General features: G+C 50.7%; 15 protein-coding genes. All 15 read right to left on the reverse strand.

The genetic code is table 11. The features are described from left to right. Window position 1 precedes the first annotated feature (1 nt). Complete coding sequence (locus tag DXC51_RS18020) at window positions 2-1,252, reverse strand: sporulation protein YqfD (RefSeq protein ID WP_025490098.1); 1,251 nt, start codon at window positions 1,250-1,252, stop codon at window positions 2-4. Window positions 1,253-1,273: 21 nt separating this feature from the next. Continuing rightward, entirely contained in the window at window positions 1,274-1,687 is a 414-nt protein-coding gene (locus DXC51_RS18025) for a YabP/YqfC family sporulation protein (RefSeq protein WP_243003224.1), read from the reverse strand. Further along, window positions 1,638-2,444: an MBL fold metallo-hydrolase gene (locus DXC51_RS18030; protein WP_021638971.1), complete on the reverse strand. Its 807-nt coding sequence runs from the start codon at window positions 2,442-2,444 to the stop codon at window positions 1,638-1,640. The genes DXC51_RS18025 and DXC51_RS18030 overlap by 50 nt, the downstream gene beginning before the upstream one ends. 57 nt (window positions 2,445-2,501) lie before the next feature. Beyond that, on the reverse strand, window positions 2,502-2,981 hold the full coding sequence (rlmH, locus tag DXC51_RS18035; RefSeq protein ID WP_035323513.1) for a 23S rRNA (pseudouridine(1915)-N(3))-methyltransferase RlmH: 480 nt from the start codon (window positions 2,979-2,981) through the stop codon (window positions 2,502-2,504). 166 nt (window positions 2,982-3,147) lie between these two features. Continuing rightward, on the reverse strand, window positions 3,148-4,023 hold the full coding sequence (locus tag DXC51_RS18040; protein ID WP_117545091.1) for a hypothetical protein: 876 nt from the start codon (window positions 4,021-4,023) through the stop codon (window positions 3,148-3,150). Window positions 4,024-4,083: 60 nt separating this feature from the next. Beyond that, window positions 4,084-4,383, reverse strand: a complete 300-nt coding sequence (locus tag DXC51_RS18045) for a Dabb family protein (RefSeq protein WP_021638968.1) — start codon at window positions 4,381-4,383, stop codon at window positions 4,084-4,086. Between the two features lie 166 nt (window positions 4,384-4,549). Beyond that, window positions 4,550-5,932 (reverse strand): NADPH-dependent glutamate synthase, encoded by a 1,383-nt coding sequence (gltA, locus tag DXC51_RS18050; protein ID WP_181970134.1) that lies wholly within the window; start codon window positions 5,930-5,932, stop codon window positions 4,550-4,552. 84 nt (window positions 5,933-6,016) lie between these two features. Further along, entirely contained in the window at window positions 6,017-6,898 is an 882-nt protein-coding gene (locus DXC51_RS18055; protein WP_117545093.1) for a sulfide/dihydroorotate dehydrogenase-like FAD/NAD-binding protein, read from the reverse strand. Window positions 6,899-6,938: 40 nt separating this feature from the next. Further along, window positions 6,939-8,546, reverse strand: coding sequence for a chitobiase/beta-hexosaminidase C-terminal domain-containing protein (locus DXC51_RS18060; protein WP_117545094.1), 1,608 nt, complete (start codon window positions 8,544-8,546; stop codon window positions 6,939-6,941). A 15-nt stretch (window positions 8,547-8,561) separates the two neighbouring features. After that, window positions 8,562-9,410, reverse strand: coding sequence for a bifunctional methylenetetrahydrofolate dehydrogenase/methenyltetrahydrofolate cyclohydrolase FolD (gene folD, locus DXC51_RS18065; RefSeq protein WP_117545095.1), 849 nt, complete (start codon window positions 9,408-9,410; stop codon window positions 8,562-8,564). A 67-nt stretch (window positions 9,411-9,477) separates the two neighbouring features. Further along, window positions 9,478-11,148, reverse strand: a complete 1,671-nt coding sequence (locus tag DXC51_RS18070) for a formate--tetrahydrofolate ligase (RefSeq protein WP_117545096.1) — start codon at window positions 11,146-11,148, stop codon at window positions 9,478-9,480. A 57-nt stretch (window positions 11,149-11,205) separates the two neighbouring features. After that, window positions 11,206-14,211, reverse strand: a complete 3,006-nt coding sequence (locus DXC51_RS18075) for an FtsK/SpoIIIE family DNA translocase (protein WP_117545097.1) — start codon at window positions 14,209-14,211, stop codon at window positions 11,206-11,208. Between the two features lie 504 nt (window positions 14,212-14,715). Further along, window positions 14,716-15,402 (reverse strand): ClpP family protease, encoded by a 687-nt coding sequence (locus tag DXC51_RS18080; RefSeq protein WP_021636717.1) that lies wholly within the window; start codon window positions 15,400-15,402, stop codon window positions 14,716-14,718. Window positions 15,403-15,671: 269 nt separating this feature from the next. Further along, window positions 15,672-17,201 carry a hypothetical protein gene (locus DXC51_RS18085; protein WP_102288737.1) on the reverse strand — a complete coding sequence of 510 codons (1,530 nt, stop codon included), beginning with the start codon at window positions 17,199-17,201 and terminating at the stop codon, window positions 15,672-15,674. A 199-nt stretch (window positions 17,202-17,400) separates the two neighbouring features. Then, window positions 17,401-18,684: an O-acetylhomoserine aminocarboxypropyltransferase/cysteine synthase family protein gene (locus tag DXC51_RS18090; protein WP_021636721.1), complete on the reverse strand. Its 1,284-nt coding sequence runs from the start codon at window positions 18,682-18,684 to the stop codon at window positions 17,401-17,403.

Raw genomic sequence — 18,684 nt, forward strand, 5'->3', positions numbered from 1 at the left:
TTTACTGACTGCTCCCGGGTTCCGTCTCATTTTCAGCCGCAGGCTGCTGTTCCTGTACAGGCTGTGATTTACCGTCATTTCCCTGCACGGTCATATAGCCGTCCATCACCAGCATATTGCCCACTGCTTCTATTTTAACATCTTTTTGTATTATTTGTACCCCTTTTTCTTCTAAACTTACTATATTTTTTGAAAGTGCTTCATTCAGCATGGATTCCGCCTTTTTTTCCTGATAAACCGCTTCTACTGGAAGATATTCCCTGTGTACTACAAAGCCATAATAAAAGGGAAGGTAGATCTGGTTTAAGATGCACAGCTGGCGGCTGTCAAGTATGGTATCGTATTTTACAAACCTGCACTCTCCCAGCTTCAGTATGTAGCGTTTATGTCCCAATGAAAAAAACAAATCCTTCTTTTCCCGGTTGGTATAGTTTTTATATTCATACAGAAGCGGCTGTTCTTCATGTACAGGGATTTCATAAACCAGGGCCACGTCCGCGTCCGCATGGCAGAACTGGTATTCCCGCACCGTCCCGTCATCGGCCATGACCGGCACTGCCCCGGAAACCAGGATGTCTCCCTTCTGCACGCTCGTGCCTTCCGTCACCTTTGGCACCCCCTGTCTTGTGAGGATGGATACTACCACGCCGTCCTGTGTGGCCACCAGATTGCTTCCGGGCCAGTTTTCCTTGTCGTCCTCCGTCTCTTCCTCCACAGCCAGATCGTTTTCCTTGATTTTAACAATAAAATGGGTGCCCTCTATCCTGGCCGATGTCCAGGTAATTATATCGAAATTTTCCCGAAGTCCCGCCTCCAGGGCTTCGATATCCACCTTGTTTTTGGCCACGCCGTAATCCACGCCGTTCTCCGCCAGGAAATCCAGAAGCACATCATCCGTAATAGATACATTTCCTTCAAAATCAATGGCCCATACAAACTGGGACATGGCGATAAGAAAGGCCAGACAGCAGGGAAGCCCCAGGGCAAAGACCTTTCTTTTCCGCATTTTCCGTATAAAAAAAGGCAGCCCGTATCGTTCCAGAACGGCTGCCCTTGTTCCGGTCTTTTTTACAATCGGCCGCAGCTTGTAGAAATCGGACAGGCTGATATACATGGTATAGCAATCCTCCTGCCTGGCAATGTCCCACAGCAGAATGTGGTGATTGCTGCACAGATTCATAAACCGCTCCGGAGAATATCCCCATACCTTTATCTTCAGATACCCCCGCAGATACCGGAAAAATTCCTTCATGCCTATTATCCCTCCATGGTGTCAAAGATAGCGGATACACTGTATATTTCCGATTATCTTCATGTCCTCGTTGGTATAATAATCAATGACCAGCCCGCATCCACAGATAGCGATCTGTCCGGTTTTTGCCTGCAGTATGATTGACTCCGTGGTATACTCGATAATTCCCTTGTAATTTTCCACCCACAGCTCGTGATTTCCCGTCATGGTGAGGATGGAAGCCCCAAGAAGCATATCCTTGGGCAGCTTCAGGGACTCCACAAGCTGCTCCTTCCTGCCCGGGGCGGAGCTTTTTTCCAGTACGCTTTTCTTTCCGGTTATACTTTTCTTTTTAAATACATTAGATTTTCTACTCATATTGCAGTATATGAGCATTTTCCCCTCTTCATAACCGGATTCTTTCCAGGTCCAGAGGCACAAAAATATTTCCGTCAAAGCACCGGGCCGCTTCCTTTGTGTAGGACTCCTTTCTTTCCGAAAGACAGGTATCCTCCGTATGGTAAAGGACCAGGTTCTTCACATGAAGCTGCTGTGCCAGGCGTCCGGCATCCAGCGCCGTGCTGTGATGCTTTTCGTAAGGATGGAAAATTTCCTTATCCCTGTCCAGACAGAAGGCTTCGCTCAACAGCCAGTCACAGCCTTCGGCATAGGGTCTGGCCGTTTCCTTATAGGGTTCATCCCCCAGACAGGTAAGCCTTGTCCCGTCCTCAAACCCCGCCCGGAATCCGAACTGTTTTGTTTTCGTGGAATGGATGTCAAAAAAAGTCAGCTTCATGCCCGCCGCATTTTTTTCTTCCCCGTCCTTCACCTTCTTAATCAGAATACGGTCTCCCAGAAACGAGGTGAATTTCTTAACCAGCGTGAGCATACAGAGCTGGGTAATCGTATCCGCTAGCTCTTCATGGCAGTAAATTTTAAACTTTCCTTCATAGGAGCCGCCGCGCATCATTGTGGCCACCTTCCGTATCATCCAGACCACGCCCAGCACATGATCCGTGTGGGAATGGGTGACGAACATACAGTGTATTTTTTCCACAGGGATCTGCGCCTCCTCCAGCCGGGAAAGGATTCCGTTTCCGCCGCCTGCATCCACCAGAAGGTAGTCCTCTGCGTTCTGTATGCAGAAGCATGTATTATAGCATCTGGTCACCATGGCATGTCCGGTTCCCAGCATAATCAGATTGCGTTCCATTAGTTCTCCTGTCTGCGTGTCTGACACGCTTTTCATTTTACAGCAAGTCAAATACATTTATTTGTGATACGGTTCTTTGTTCATGATCCGGTATCCCCGGTAAATCTGTTCCAGCAGTATTACCCGCATCAGCTGGTGAGGGAAGGTCATATCGGAAAAGCTGAGTTTGTCATGCGCCTTATCCAGCAGGGACGGATGGATTCCAAGCGATCCGCCTATCAGGAACTGGATATGGCTGGTTCCTCTGACGCCCAGGCTTTCTATACGGGAAGCGAACTGTTCGGAATCCATTTTTCTGCCTTCTATGGCAAGCGCTGTTAAATGGGCGTCCGGCCTGATATAACGTTCCATGCGTTCGGCCTCCCTGCGCAGGATCTGCTCCTTTTGCGCGGGGCTTGGCTGTTCCGGCGTCTTTTCATCCTCCACCTCAAGCACCTCCAGCTTACAGTAGCGTGAAAGCCTTTTGGCATATTCGGCAACGGCCTCTCTGTAAAATTTTTCTTTTATTTTCCCAACGCAGATAATTGAGATTTTCATATACCGCTCCCTTTCCTGTCCGGCATTCCGCCGCATCACAATCATATCCTATATCCTGCCCGTGCGCGGCGCACGGCCCCGGGACAATTACCTGAAAACAGCCTCTGATCCCACTCAGAGGCTGCCGCATATTTAACTCATTCCTAACTGCCTGGTTTCTTCACAGTTACTGTCCGTCTCCGCCGAAAAACTGTGGATATATTTCATCCACAAAATTTTCCAGATAGCCGGCCTCCAGATTCAGGAAATTCTCGGATATCATAGCGCGGATCCGTTCCGTCCGCCTGAAATAGCGTGCCTCCTCCGCATCCGGCAGATCCGGAATTGAAGCGTCCACAGCCTCCGCCGTAATATTCTCATCACACCAGCGGCGCAGCTCCTCTTTCAGAGCGGATTCTTCCTTTGCTTTTCCCTCAAACTGCCTGGAGGATTTCAGGGAAAGCACTCCCATTACTATAAATACGAGAAAAAGCGCTCCCATTACCCCGCCGGTAAGATATTTCGTGCTTCCGTTAAGCTGTATCGGCAGGACGCCCGCCAGAAGGCAGATGAGCAGGATCATGCCCACAATACCGGCTCCCAGCAGCGTATAAGCACCCGACTTGAAATTCTCGGCTTTCTGGGAGGCCGCTTCATACACCGGGCCTGCCGGTGCAGCTTCCACAGCTTCTTCTTCAGCCTCTTCCTCCGTCTCCGCCAGCTCTTCCTGCATATCTTCAAAACTATTGTTATTTATCGCTTTCTTTTTTTCCCGAAGGTTTTTCTCCTTCTGGAAAATGCCGGAATAGCGGGAAGCTCTGCCCTTTTCCTCCGGAGAAACGAATAATTCATACAGATCCTCTGTTTCGTCAAAACGTAGTTCCCCGCTTTTGATTCCATTGCAGGAAAGGAAGGAAAGCAGTTCTTCCATTTCTTCCTGCGTCCCGAAAATCAGGCCTTCCTTTTCCATTTCCTCCAGGGAACCCACCAGGTCACAGCCGCAGTCAACACACGTCTTTACGCCATCCACATATTCGTTTTTACACTTTGGACACCAGGGCATAATGACTCCTCCTCTTTCAGCGCTCCGCCCCTGTCAGAGGCGGAATCGTTACAATTAATCTCAGCCTTCATAATCAAAACAGGCTCTGTCACAGGTCACTGTTTTGACAAAACTGCCCGCCTTTACATGGTCGGGATGAATCTGGTACGCATTCAGCGCCTCCACCGTTTCAAAGCTGGAAATCAGGGCGATATCCTTATTGCTGGATGCCAGCTCATTAATCCGCACCTCCAGTCTGATGACCCCTTCCGCTTTTTCCCTGACCGCTTCCAGACTCTGCCGGATCATCTTACCGGCCTCTTCTCTTTCCTGCTCCGTCAGTTCAGGCTTGAAATTCCAAAAAACAATATGATTTACCATGATGCTGCATCTCCCTGTTTCCAAACTCAGTTACTTTGACAAGTATTCGTCTATTCCCTTAGCCCCGGCTTTTCCTGCCCCCATTGCAGGCAATGGTATTACTTGGATAAGTATTCGTCTATTCCCTTAGCGCCAGCCTTGCCTGCCCCCATTGCAGGCAATGGTATTACTTGGATAAGTATTCGTCGATTCCTTTAGCCCCGGCCTTACCAGCCCCCATTGCCAGGATTACTGTGGCGGCTCCGGTTACGGCGTCACCGCCGGCGTAAACGCCTTCTTTGGAGGTCTTTCCGAATTCTTCATCGGCAACGATGCATTTCCACTTGTTGGTATCCAGCCCTTCGGTGGTGGAGGAAATCAGCGGGTTGGGAGAGGTTCCCAGGGACATGATTACAGTGTCGCAGTCGATTACGAACTCGGAACCGGGAATCTCCACAGGACGCCTTCTTCCGGAAGCATCGGGCTCGCCCAGCTCCATCTTCACGCATTTCATGCCGCATACCCAGTTGTTTTCATCCTCAAGGATTTCAACGGGATTGGTGAGCAGATCGAATATAATTCCTTCCTGCTTTGCATGGTGCACTTCTTCCACACGGGCAGGCAGCTCTTCTTCACTTCTTCTATAAACAATATGAACCTCAGCCCCGAGACGAAGAGCTGTTCTTGCCGCATCCATAGCTACGTTTCCGCCGCCGACTACCGCTACCTTTTTGCCGCGCATGATAGGCGTCTCGGAATCCTCGCGGAATGCCTTCATCAGGTTGCTTCTTGTCAGATATTCATTTGCAGAGAACACACCGTTCGCATTTTCTCCGGGGATTCCCATAAACTTGGGAAGCCCCGCGCCGGAGCCAATGAATACGGCAGAAAATCCTTCTTCTGTCAGAAGCTCATCAATGGTTACGGATTTTCCCACAATTACATTGGTTTCGATTGTAACGCCCAGAGATTTTACATTTTCAATTTCCTTCTTCACTACAGCTTCCTTGGGAAGACGGAATTCAGGGATTCCGTATACAAGAACGCCGCCGGGCTCATGCAGCGCTTCAAAAATGGTAACCTCATAGCCCATCTTTGCCAGATCTCCCGCACAGGTCAGTCCTGCAGGGCCGGAACCGATAACAGCAACCTTCTTGCCCTTTTTCTCTTTTGCGCCTTCCGGTTTGATGTTGTTTTCCCCTGCCCAGTCGGCTACGTAACGCTCCAGCTTACCGATGGAAATCGGCTCCCCTTTAATGCCTCTGATGCATTTTCCTTCACACTGGCTTTCCTGAGGGCATACACGGCCACATACGGCAGGAAGCGCGGAAGCCTCACTGATAACCTGATAAGCCGCCTCGATATCCCCTTCCTTTACCTTTTCGATAAAGCCGGGGATGTTGATGGATACCGGACAGCCTTTGATACACTGGGCATTCTTGCAGTTAATGCATCTTGCAGCTTCTTCCATAGCCTCTTCTTTATTATATCCAAGGCACACCTCTTCAAAATTGGTAGCCCTCACCTTTGCATCCTGTTCTCTTACAGGCACTTTCTTTAAAACGTCCATATTATCCTCCATTGTCACTGTCTTCGGTAACAGTTCCGCTGACTGAACTGTCACTGTCTTCATTCATTCCGCAAATTATACCTGTCAGTTGCAGTTACCGCATCCGCCGTGGTGGGTAGCGCCTTCTTTGGCCTTTAAAAACGCCCTGCCTTCTTCTGTCTTATAAATCTGCTGGCGCTTCATTGCTTCATCAAAGTTAACCTTATGTCCGTCGAATTCCGGTCCGTCCACGCAGGCGAATTTCACTTCGCCGCCTACGGTTACACGGCAGGCGCCGCACATACCGGTTCCGTCAACCATAATGGGATTCAGGCTGACAATAGTGGGAATATTCAGGGACTCTGTCATTTTGCAGGTAAATTTCATCATGATCATCGGTCCGATAGCAATGCAGACATCGTAGGCCTTGCCTTCTTTCTCCACCAGATCCTGGATTGTCTGTGTTACCATACCGCTTCTTCCGTAGGAGCCGTCATCCGTAGTCACATAGAGATTTCCGGCAACAGACTTCATTTCCTCTTCCAGAATCAGCAGATCTTTAGTCTTTGCGCCTACGATAACATCCGCTGCAATTCCGTGCTCATGAAGCCATTTCACCTGGGGATATACGGGAGCTGTTCCCACGCCGCCTGCAACAAAAAGGATTTTTTTCCTGGAAAGAGTCTCCATGTCTTCCTCCACCAGTTCCGAAGGACGGCCCAGAGGACCTACAACGTCATGGAAGGCATCTCCTGCCTTCAGGGTAGACATTTCCAATGTTCCTGCTCCCACAATCTGGAATACGATGGTGATCGTGCCCGCTTCTCTGTCATAATCACAGATAGTAAGCGGAATTCTCTCGCTGTCAGCATCCCTTCTTACGATTACAAACTGTCCCGGTTCACAGGATTTTGCAACTCTCTTTGCTTCCACTACCATCATAAAAATGTTTGTGGTCAGTTCCTTTGCCTGTAAAATCTGATACATTTTTTCCCTCCATCTGCTTGTTTAATAATGTCTTGATGACTTACTCCGGATTGGATCCGGAATTTATATCCTGCAGTATCAGTGTGCTCCAGGGGCCTTTGTCCTTAGCATCCGCGTTTTCCTCAGAGGCTTCCTTCGCAGAAGTCTCAGGCTCGTCCGGCAGTTTGCCGCCGTCTCCCTGTACTGCCGCACCTGCCGCCAAAGTTTCCTTCGCAGCCTGCACTGCTTTATAACATTGTCCTTCCATGATGCTTACCACATAATCCGTGCCTGTTCCGGCACGGTTCCCGGCATCGTCTTCATAATATTCCCTGTAAAGATAATAATCGGTTCCGTCTACCGTCACCGCATATTTATATCCATAAACGTTATGTCCGCTCCCTGTCTTCACGCTGCCGCTCATATCCTGGATGATACCGGCATTGACCAGTTCAAACAGCAGCTTGTTCTTCGCCGCTTCAATACTCAGCGCCGCATGCAGGTTCAGCGAATAGCGTACCTGCGTTTCCACGCCTGCCACTCCCGCAGCACTGTAGCTGACAAACCGGAAGGTATTGACTCCCACCGGCATGGGAAACGGCCCGGTATACTGAATGCTGTCAGCAGTAGGAAGCGTTCCGTCAGTGGTATAATATACCGTATAATCCTCGGGCACCTCTACCGAAATGATGGTGGGGCGTGAATATTCCCCTTCCTCAGGGCTTACCAGCGGAGCCTCCGGCACGGTTACGTCCACAAAATAATGTTCCTGTGTTTCATCACTTTCCACACCATAGGAATTGATGAAAACCGCACGGATATCATACTGACCGGATTCCAGAAAAACCGGGGAGGAATACACCAGACCGCTTTCATCAGGTTTGCTGCCGTCCACCGTATAATAAATGGTGCCCTGGGTATTCGCCAGCATTTTCAATGAAAGCGTCTCATTGTAAACACCTCCCTTGAAGGAAAATTCCGGCGGTTTGGCTATAAAACCAGGATACTGGTTTACTATCTGTTCATTTCCACAGGAAAGAAGCAGCTCATTTATTATATCATACTCTTTTCTTTTCTCATATATGGATATTAAACGTTTGTAGGCCGCTTCATTGGATTCGTCCATTCCTATAATACGAAGACACAGCTCAATGGTCTCCTCTTCATTGCCCATGGCGCTAAAGCAGCCGGCAAGCCGTACCAGATATTCCACATTGCCCGGTTCCAGCTCCACAGCTCTTTCCGCATAGGAACATGCCTTTGCATAATCCTTTTTGTTTATGTATTCCAGCGCTTTATCATACTGATAATCTGCGCTGAAATGCTGCACTCCCGCCACCGCCAGTCCCAAAACCGCGCTCAGCAGAAGAACGAGTACGACAGCCATTATCATTCTCTGTCTTACCGTCAGCAGGGAAACCCGTTTCCCTATTTTCTGCAGAACTCCACTCCGCCAGGGCTCTGTCCCCGATTTTTCCGTATCATCAGACAGAATATCATCTGCGGAGAGGTTTTCTTCCATGGAGATTTCATCTTCAATGGAAATATTTCCTTCCATATTCACTTCCATCTCCGGTTCAAAATCCTGCACTATCCGGATTTCTTCCCCGCATTTCTCGCAAAACAGCCTTCCGTCCTTGATTTCACTTCCACATCTGGGACATTTCATACACAATCCTTCCTGTTACTTTCCCTGAAGCTTTACGGACTCCAGGCAATTGTGCATCAGCATGGCAATCGTCATAGGGCCCACACCTCCGGGAACCGGGGTGATGCTGCCTGCCACCTTTTCCACATCTTCAAAGTCCACATCGCCGCAAAGCCTGTTATTTTCATCCCTGTCCATCCCCACATCGATGACTGCGGCGCCGGGCTTCACATATTCGCTTGTTATCATTTTGGCTTTGCCCACAGCAACCACAAGAATATCTGCCCTTCTGGCTACCGCCTTCAAATCCGCAGTTTTAGAATGAGCCACGGTAACTGTGCCGTTTTCACGCAGAAGAAGGATAGCCATGGGCTTTCCCACAATATTGCTGCGGCCGATAACCACGCATTCCCTGCCTGCGATTTCAACGCCGGATCTTTTGAGCAGCTCGATAATCCCCGCAGGGGTGCAGGATACAAACCCCGGCTGGCCTATGCATAACGCGCCAACGCTCTGGGGATGAAAGCCGTCCACATCCTTTTTCGGTGAAATCGTCCTGATCACCTCATCCTCGTCCATATGCGCAGGAAGAGGAAGCTGTACCAGGATGCCGTTCACGTCCTCCCTGTCATTAAGCTCCCTCACAAGAGAAAGAAGCTCCTCCTGCGTGGTTTCCTCCGGCAGCTCATAAGAAAACGAACGGATGCCCGTGTACTCGCAGGCCTTCTTTTTATTGTTCACATATACGGTAGAGGCCTGGTTACTGCCTACCTGGATAACAGCCAGGGTAACTGTAATCCCCTGCTGCTTCCATTCCTCCACCTGCTGCTTTACTTCATCCTTGATGGCTTTGGATATTGCCTTACCGTCAATAATTTTTGCCATAGGTCATTCTCTCCTTCCTGCGCTGGTACATATGCTGTCAAAAAATACCCTGCATTCCTGATAATTCTCAGAAAAGGCCGGTTATCCTGCCGCCTTCGTCCACATCAATACTGAACGCGGCCGGTGTCTTGGGAAGCCCCGGCATCGTCATGACCGCTCCGGTCAGTACAACCACAAAGCCCGCTCCCGCGGATACATAGGCTTCTCTCACATTGATTTCAAAGCCTTCCGGCCGTCCCAGAAGATCCGGGTTATCGGAAAGGGAGTACTGGGTTTTTGCCATGCAGACCGGCAGTCCGCCGAAACCAAGCTCTGTCAGCTTCTTCAGCTGTTTCTCCGCCGCAGGCGAATAAACCACACCGTCCGCCCCGTAAATTTCTTTGGAAACTGCAGCAATCTTTTCTTTCAGGCTGAGAGTATCCTCATATAATACATGGAAATGGCTTTCCTTCTTTTCCAGTGTTTCCAGAACCTTCTGCGCCAGCTCAATTCCGCCTTCACCGCCCTTTTCCCATACCTGGGAAATGGCGAACTCACAGCCTCTGTCCTCGCAGAATTTCTTTACAAAAGCAATTTCCGCTGCCGTATCCGAAATGAAGGAATTCAGGGTAACCACAACAGGAACATCGTATTTCTGAAGGTTTTCAATATGCTTCTCCAGATTGACAATTCCTTTTTCCAGGGCTTCCAGATTCTCGCTGCCAAGCTCTGCCTTGGGTACACCGCCGTTGTATTTCAGCGCTCTGACCGTGGCTACAAGAACGACCGCATCAGGCTTCAGTCCGGACATGCGGCATTTGATATCAAAGAATTTTTCAGCGCCCAGATCTGCGCCAAAGCCAGCCTCTGTGATAACGTAATCAGCCATTTTCAAAGCAGTCTTGGTGGCTCTTACCGAGTTGCAGCCATGGGCGATATTGGCGAAGGGACCGCCGTGAACCAGCGCCGGCGTATGCTCCAGCGTCTGAATCAGGTTGGGCTTAAGCGCATCCTTCAGCAGTGCCGCCATAGAGCCTACCGCATGGATATCCCCTGCGGTAACGGGCTTTCCGTCAAAAGTATAAGCCACTACCATTCTGGACAGCCTTTCCTTCAGATCGTCCATATCCTCCGCCAGGCAGAGAACAGCCATAATTTCCGTTGCAACGGTAATGACAAAATGATCCTCCCTTACCGTACCGTCCATTTTATTTCCCAGACCCACAACAATGTTGCGCAGCACACGGTCATTCATATCCAGGCAGCGTTTCCAGACCACCTGTCTGGTATCAATACCCAGTTCATTTCCCTGTTGAATATGATTATCAAGAAGAGCGGCACATAAATTATTGGCAGATGTAATCGCATGGAAATCCCCTGTGAAATGAAGGTTCAAATCTTCCATGGGAACCACCTGGGCATAGCCGCCGCCGGCCGCTCCGCCCTTAATGCCAAAGCAGGGCCCAAGAGAAGGCTCACGCAGGGCGATTACCGCTTTTTTCCCCAGCTTCCCAAAGGCTTCGCCCAGGCCTACGCTGGTTGTGGTCTTGCCTTCCCCGGCGGGCGTGGGATTGATGGCTGTCACCAGTACCAGCTTTCCGTCCGGGTTTCCTTTGATGGAATTCATGTACTCATCGGATATTTTCGCTTTATACTTTCCGTAAAGCTCCAGCTCATCCTCTTTGATCCCCAGCTTCTGCGCCACCTTAACGATTGGCTCCATGACCGCTTCCTGTGCGATTTCAATATCTGTTTTCATTTGTATCCTCCTTGATTAAAGAGTTTTTGGGCAACTGCTTTAAAAACACCTTCACAGTTACGATTCCTCTATGTATTGTTCGAATTGTTCCGGGCTCATCAGCACCTTCCTGGGCTTGGTGCCTTCCTCTTCTCCCACAACACCCGCTTCCGCAAGCTGATCCATAATGCGCGCCGCACGGTTGAAGCCGATTTTAAACACTCTCTGAAGCATGCCGATAGACGCTTTATCCTTATCGATGATAAACTTGCCCGCTTCTTCAAAGTAGGCGTCTCTTTCCGGCCCACCGCCGCCGGCACCTCCGCCGCTTCCACCGCCGGAGGATTCCATCGTTTTTACCTTTTCAACGATCTGATCATCGTAAACATTTCCAATCACCTGGTTCTTCAGGAAATCAACCACATCGGAAACCTCGCCGTCGGAAACAAAAGCTCCCTGGATACGCGCCGGTTTGGAATAGCCCTGGGGATAGAAAAGCATATCTCCTTTTCCCAACAGCTTTTCCGCACCATTCATATCCAGAATGGTTCTGGAATCCACGCCGCTGGATACGGCAAAAGCCACACGGCTGGGCATATTGGCTTTAATCAGGCCCGTGATAACATCCACGGAAGGACGCTGGGTCGCAATAATCAGATGGATCCCCGCAGCCCTGGCCAGCTGGGCCAGACGGCAGATGGATTCCTCCACCTCACCGGGAGCCACCATCATCAGATCGGCAAGCTCGTCTACAATAATGACGATTTGAGGCAGCTTATCGGGAGCCGTTGTGTCTCCCTTCGCCCGCATGTCTTCAACTTTCTTATTATATCCCTTCAAATCACGGACGTTCATATCCGCAAATTTCTGGTAACGGTCCGTCATCTCGGCAACGCCCCAGTGCAGGGCCGCAGAAGCCTGCTTCGGATCGGTCACAACAGGGATGAGCAGATGCGGAATCCCATTATAAACACTCAGCTCCACCACCTTGGGATCCACCAGGATCAGCTTGACCTCATCCGGCTTGGCTTTATACAAAATACTCATTATTAATGTATTGATACAGACCGATTTACCGGAACCGGTAGAACCTGCAATGAGCATATGAGGCATCTTGGCAATATCGGAAACAACTACCTTACCGGCAATGTCCTTCCCTACGGCAAAGGACAGCCGTGACGGGAACTCCTTAAACTCCTTGCTTTCCATCAGCTCACGAAGCGAAACCATGGTATTTTCCTTATTGGGAACCTCGATCCCGATCGCTGCTTTTCCGGGTATCGGCGCTTCAATACGGATATCCATTGCCGCCAGGTTCAATTTGATATCATCCGCCAGTCCCAGGATTTTGCTGACCTTAACACCCTGCTCCGGCTGCAGCTCATACCTGGTTACGGACGGTCCCTGGCTGATATCTGTAATGGTCACCTTAACGCCGAAGGTAGCCAGCGTCTGCTGCAGCTTGGCCGCCGTATTTTTAAGCTCCCTGACTGAATCCCCGGAATTGTTTCCGCCAACCTTCTGAAGAAGTGAAATCGGAGGGAAATGATAGGGGCGCTCTTTTTTCGGTATCTGGGCAACTGCAGGCGCCCCTTCCCTGCGCATTTCAGCCATGGCCGCCTGTCCGGCAGTTCCCGCCGCCGCAGCCGCTTTCCCGGCCGGTTCTATATCCTTCAGCGTAAGCTGGCGCCCTTCGCCGGTAAACTGCTTTCCGCCTCCCGGAAGCGGATGTTCCTCTTTCGAAAGCCTGGCCTTCGGCCGCTCCCTTTCAGGCGCAGGGCTGCTGACATCTTCTACCACCCCGTCCCCCGGCATTCCTGACGGCTCGTCCCAGGGAAGCTCCTCCCCTGCCGCAACAACGTCCATTTCAGGCTCCGCCCCCACCGGGAATACCTGGCTGTCAAAAATCTCAGAACGTGCCTCCCCCACAGGCTTTGCCGTAATATGTACGGGTGACACTTCCTTCATATCGCTGAATACATCCGCATTTTTGTAGGTCTGTGCCAGAGGATCCGAAACGGCAGGTTCTTTGACGGGATGCAGCTCACCCGCAGCTTCCCCTTCCTCCTCCCGGACCGTCTGCCCGGCGGTATGTATCTGTATTTTATCAAAATCAATAATATTATCTGTTTTGGGCGCTACCTTGACACTCTCTTTCTTTTCCGCCGCAGCATCCTCCACCGTTATTTCATGAATATCATTTCTCAGCCGTTCCCTGCTTTCCTCACGGGCCTCTTTCTCCTGCGCCGCCAGGGTGGTATCAATCATTACGCCGGACACCTTTTTATCCATCCGGAGAATCCGCTCCGCATCCCTGCGCGCCTCCTCCTCCTGTGCCAGCCGTTCTTCCTCTTCCCTTCTGGCTTCCAGCTCTTCTCTTCTTATCCGGGCGCGTTCCTTACGCACTCTTGCATCCTCACGGGCAGACTCATATACCTTCCTGCTCCCCGACTTCACGCCGCCCACAAAAGATTTCTCCGTAATCAGCACCAGGCATATAATTGCCAGCACGATTACCAGAAGCACAGCTCCCACCATGCCCAGGAAATGATTCAGAAGATAGGCAAGGGAACCAGCCAGCACCCCGCCCCCGGCCTTGGAATCCGCGCTCACCTTATAAAGCAACGCAACAGAATACTTCTCCATGGAAGGCACCTGCCCCCCGATCAGCTCCAGCACCACCCCAATTAAAAGTACCAAAAGAACAGCCGCCACAATTTTCATTACAGCGAACACATTCCCTCTGTTGGAGATACCAAAAGCAATCCCGAGAAAAATCATCACCGGAATCACATAAGCCATCATGCCGAAAATGCCGAACATCGCATGACTGACAGCATTCCCCACAGGGCCGATCACCCCAAAATTACATAAAAAGAGAAGAATACTTAACGCAAAGACACCAATCAGAATGATCTCACTGGTGATTGCGCTTTCCTCTTCTGTTCTAATCTTCTGCTGACTTTTATTCCGTGCATTCGATGTGCTTTTTTTAGTTTTTGTATTGGAATTGCTTCTCGTTCTGGAAGAAGAAGTTGTATTCTTTTTACCCGCGCCTGACCTGCTTCCTGAAGCTGATGCCATTGTTTACCGCCTCCGAAATCTGTTTGAATCACAGACTAAACCGAAATCAGTATACCACGAAACAGGGGACTTGTCATCATTTAATATTTCATAGCCATCCTCATAGCCTTCCGGCACCCCTATATACCCAGGCTAAAGTCAGCAGCCCCGGCTGCGCCTGGTTTTCCCCGCAGGGTCTCTGGCCGGCCGTCCTTCTTCCCGGATACGGTGGGGGTGTTTCCGGCTCCATTGGAAAAAACGGAGATATTTCTTACCGCCCCGGGAGGCCGGAATCATGCCGCCCTTAGCGGCCTGTCTGACGAACGCAGCCGGCTGCAAGCCGCTGCGTGAGGAGTTCTGGCCGCGTTGGCAGGATTCCGGCCTCCCGGGACGGTTAGAAATACCCCGTTTTTGAGACTGGAGCCGGAAACACCCCCACCGTATCCGGGAAGAAGGACGGCCGGCCAGGGACCCTGCGGGGAAAACCAGTACGCAGCCGGGGCTGCTGACTTTAGCCGTCCTCCCCTACTTTTTCCGGCCGGCCAGGGTGTGGAGCTTTTGGATAGCTTCTTTGATACCGCCCACTTCGTTGATAAGGCCTGCATTTACAGCCTCCTCACCCACAAGGATGGTGCCCAGGTCCTTGGTGAGGACTCCGGTTTCCATCATGAGCTCTTCCATACGGCTTCTGGTGATGTCGCAGTGGGAGCAAACGAAGCCGGTGATACGGTTCTGGATCTGTTTGAAGTAGTCAAAGGTCTGGGGAGCGCCGATGACGGTGCCGCTCATACGCACAGGGTGGATGACCATGGTTCCTGTGGGAACGATATAAGAATAGTCGGCGCTGACGGCAATGGGGACGCCGATGGAATGGCCGCCGCCAAGCACAAGGGAAACGGTGGGCTTGCTGAGGGAGGCGATCATCTCCGCTATGGCAAGGCCCGCTTCCACATCGCCGCCCATGGTGTTCAGAAGGATAAGAAGACCTTCTATTTTACTGCTGTCCTCTATGGCGGCCAGCTGGGGAAGGATGTGCTCGTATTTTGTTGTTTTGGAGGAGCTTCCCAGGTTGTCATGGCCTTCGATTTCTCCGATGATGGTTATCATATGGATGGCTTTGTCGTTTTCTCCGTGACGCTCCAGCGTCAGCTGTCCGGTTTCCTCGATTCTTTCATCCCTTTGCTTTTCTTCGTCTGCTTTATTGCTGCTCATATTGTCTGCTCCTGTCCCGCGAAAAAACCGCGTTTGCTGTTATCCGTTTGTTTTTCGTATTGTTTGCAGGTCAGGCGGGTTTTATGCGCCAAAGCAATTGTTTCCGGGAGGAAAAAGCGGGAAGAAAAAAGTGCGCCGGAATAATAATGGAATTTTCCGGCACACTTTTATAAAAACTTTTTATGGTTATATGAGTTTCAGTTACTGTCCAACCATATGGCAAGCGCAGAAAAATGCGCCGGCCTGCTAAACGTTTACCCTTCCTTATTCTATAGCAGATCGAAATCGTCACCCTCTTCAAAACGGTCAATATCGAAGCACATCTCCTCTTCCTTCGGCTCATATGCAAAATCCATTTCCCTTGGGACATGCTTTTTGGGACCGGGCAGCGGGTTGGGAATGGGTTCCCCGGGCAGCGGCGAACCAGCAGGCGCTTCCAGCCTTGCTTCAATTCCCACAGCCTTAAAGGAAGCCTGTGCAGACGCATCTTTTTCGGAAGCACCCGGGTGATGCCTTCTTTTTTTGGGAAGGGACGGCTTTTCTTTATTTTTCCTGTTTTTATCCTTTTCAAAGCAGCACATGCTATGTACCCCCATACCGGCAAATACGCCCCAGAAAAGCAGCGTTATCGTCTGCTTTTCCAGGCTGGTGCCAAATATCAGATCACTGATAAGAAGAAAAGCAAAAGGCAGAATCCAGATAATTCCCAGATTTCCCTTTTGTTCAAAAAATCCGAATACATAAAAAAACGCAGAAAACAGCAGCGGGAGGAAGTAAAACAGCGCTTCCCTGCCGGCAAGGCTTGCCCAGCCGGTCTGTCCTGACTCCATATTTACCAAAAACCATTCCTGCAGCACCTCTGCAACGCTCCCGCCGAAAAGAAAAAGCCGGAGGCAGAGCGCGCCTGCAAAACCGCACAGGGCGGCGATAAAAAAAGCTGCCGTTTCTTTAATTCTTGTTTTAGCACGGACACCGCGGCGTTCCAGATACAGGATCCCCAGAAGTCCCAGAAGAAATACGCTCAGGAAATAATAATCCAGGAATGAAAAAATCCCCGCCGCAAAGCCGGCCAGAAAAAGAATCAGTCCTGCCGCCGCAGATTTCCTTCCGCATTTCTTAAGCTTGCCAAGCATGGCTCCCACTATTAACAGAAGCAGGGAAAAACAGAGCATACGCAGGCCTTCCGGCGTGGCGGACAGACAGTATTCCACATATACCGGAAGCAGGGCCGCCGCCGTCACGGCCGCCACCGCAGCGATTTTCCCTGCAATCATGCGCACAGCCGGATACAGCAGGGCAATGGCTGCAATCTGCAGGGCCAGCTGTAAAAGAATACAGTTATTTTCCCACACACCGATCATGGAAAACAGACAGGTAAGAAGGAACAGAAAAATTTCGTTAAAATGAAGCCCTGTCAGCCTCACAGGCTGTCCTGCCGTAGCGGCTGCGATTATATACAGGCTTTTATCGCCGTACAGCCCGGCGCCGCCGGAGGAAGCCATCCAGAGCCGCAGAAGCAGGGCCGCCGCAATGGCAAAAATAAGGAAAAGGCATTCCCACAGCTGGGCATGCTTTAATTCCGGTCTTACTTCAGCCCGTTTTTCCGCCAGCATATGAACCGGCGTATAAACCGCCAGGACCAACAGCAAAGCGCAGCCTGCCGTTCCGAGGAAATAATAAGGCCAGCCAAGATCCAGCATAGTACAGATCAGAGAAATCTGCGCAGTAAAATAAATACAGATTACCAGACCGTACAATGCCCACAATATATAATTAAACCTGCATCTGAGATATCTCATGCTTCCCCCCGATTCGAACAGTTTGTATAGACGAACTGTTACAGGCATCCTGCCGTTTATAACCGTTGTGCGATGGACAGGATGCCTGCTGCCGCCGCATATTTGTCCAGTCTGCGTATTTACCGCGCAGCTTGGTACGAACTTCTGCCTTCTTTTAACACGCAGGGCCGCACCGGATAACCGGCGCGGCCCGCTGAGTTTAGATAGCGGCAAGCGCCTGCTCCAAATCCGCTATAATATCTTCCGCATTCTCGATTCCCACAGAGAAGCGGATAAGATCCGGATTGACTCCGGCTTCCTTCAGCTGCTCGTCGTTCATCTGCCTGTGTGTATGGCTGGCAGGATGAAGCACACAGGTTCTGGCATCCGCAACGTGCGTCACGATAGCCGCCAGCTCCAGCTTATCCATCATTATCTCCGCTGCATGCCTTCCGCCCTTCAGGCCGAAGGAAATCACGCCGCAGGTACCGTTCGGCATATATTTGCATGCCAGTTCATAATATTTGCTGCTCTTTAGGCCGGGATAGTTCACCCAGGCCACCTTTTCATGATTTTCCAGGAAGCTCGCCACCTTCATGGCGTTTTCACAGTGTCTGGGCATTCTCAGATGAAGCGTTTCCAGCCCCACGTTCAGAAGGAACGCATTCTGCGGCGACTGGATGGAACCAAGATCGCGCATCAGCTGTACCGTTGCCTTCCTTATGTACGCTTCCTTTCCGAATTTTTCCGCATATATGATGCCGTGATAGGAATCATCGGGTTCACACAGGCCCGGGAACTTTTCCGGATAAAGACTCCAGTCAAAATTGCCGGAGTCCACAATGGCGCCGCCTACGCACATGGCATGTCCGTCCATGTACTTGGTGGTGGAATGGGTAACGATGTCCGCCCCCCATTTAAAAGGATTGCAGTTAATGGGCGTGGCAAAGGTATTGTCCACAATCAGAGGCACCTGATGGGCGTGGGCCGCCTTTGCAAATTTTTCAATATCAAGCACCACCAGTGCGGGGTTGGCAATGGTTTCTGCCAGCACACATCTGGTATTTTCCTGAAAAGCCTGGCAGAGGGTTTCATAATCCGCATCCGGATCCACGATAGTGCAGGAAATTCCCATTTTCTTCATTGTTACAGCGATGAGGTTGAAGGTGCCGCCGTAAACGGTGGAAGAAAGCACCACATGGCTGCCCGCCTCACAGATATTGAACACCGCATAATAGTTAGCGGCCTGGCCGGAGGATGTGAGCATGGCCGCCACGCCGCCCTCCAGCTCGCAGATCTTCTGCGCAACACAGTCATTGGTGGGGTTCTGGAGCCTGGTGTAAAAATAGCCGTCCTCCTCCAGATCGAAAAGGCGTCCCATCTGCTCGGAGGTATCGTATTTATAAGTGGTTGTCTGATAGATGGGAAGGACCCTGGGTTCCCCGTTTCCGGGCTTCCAGCCCGACTGGATACATATTGTTTCTTTTGCGTATGGTTTCTTCAT

The organism is Eisenbergiella massiliensis, assembly GCF_003435485.1.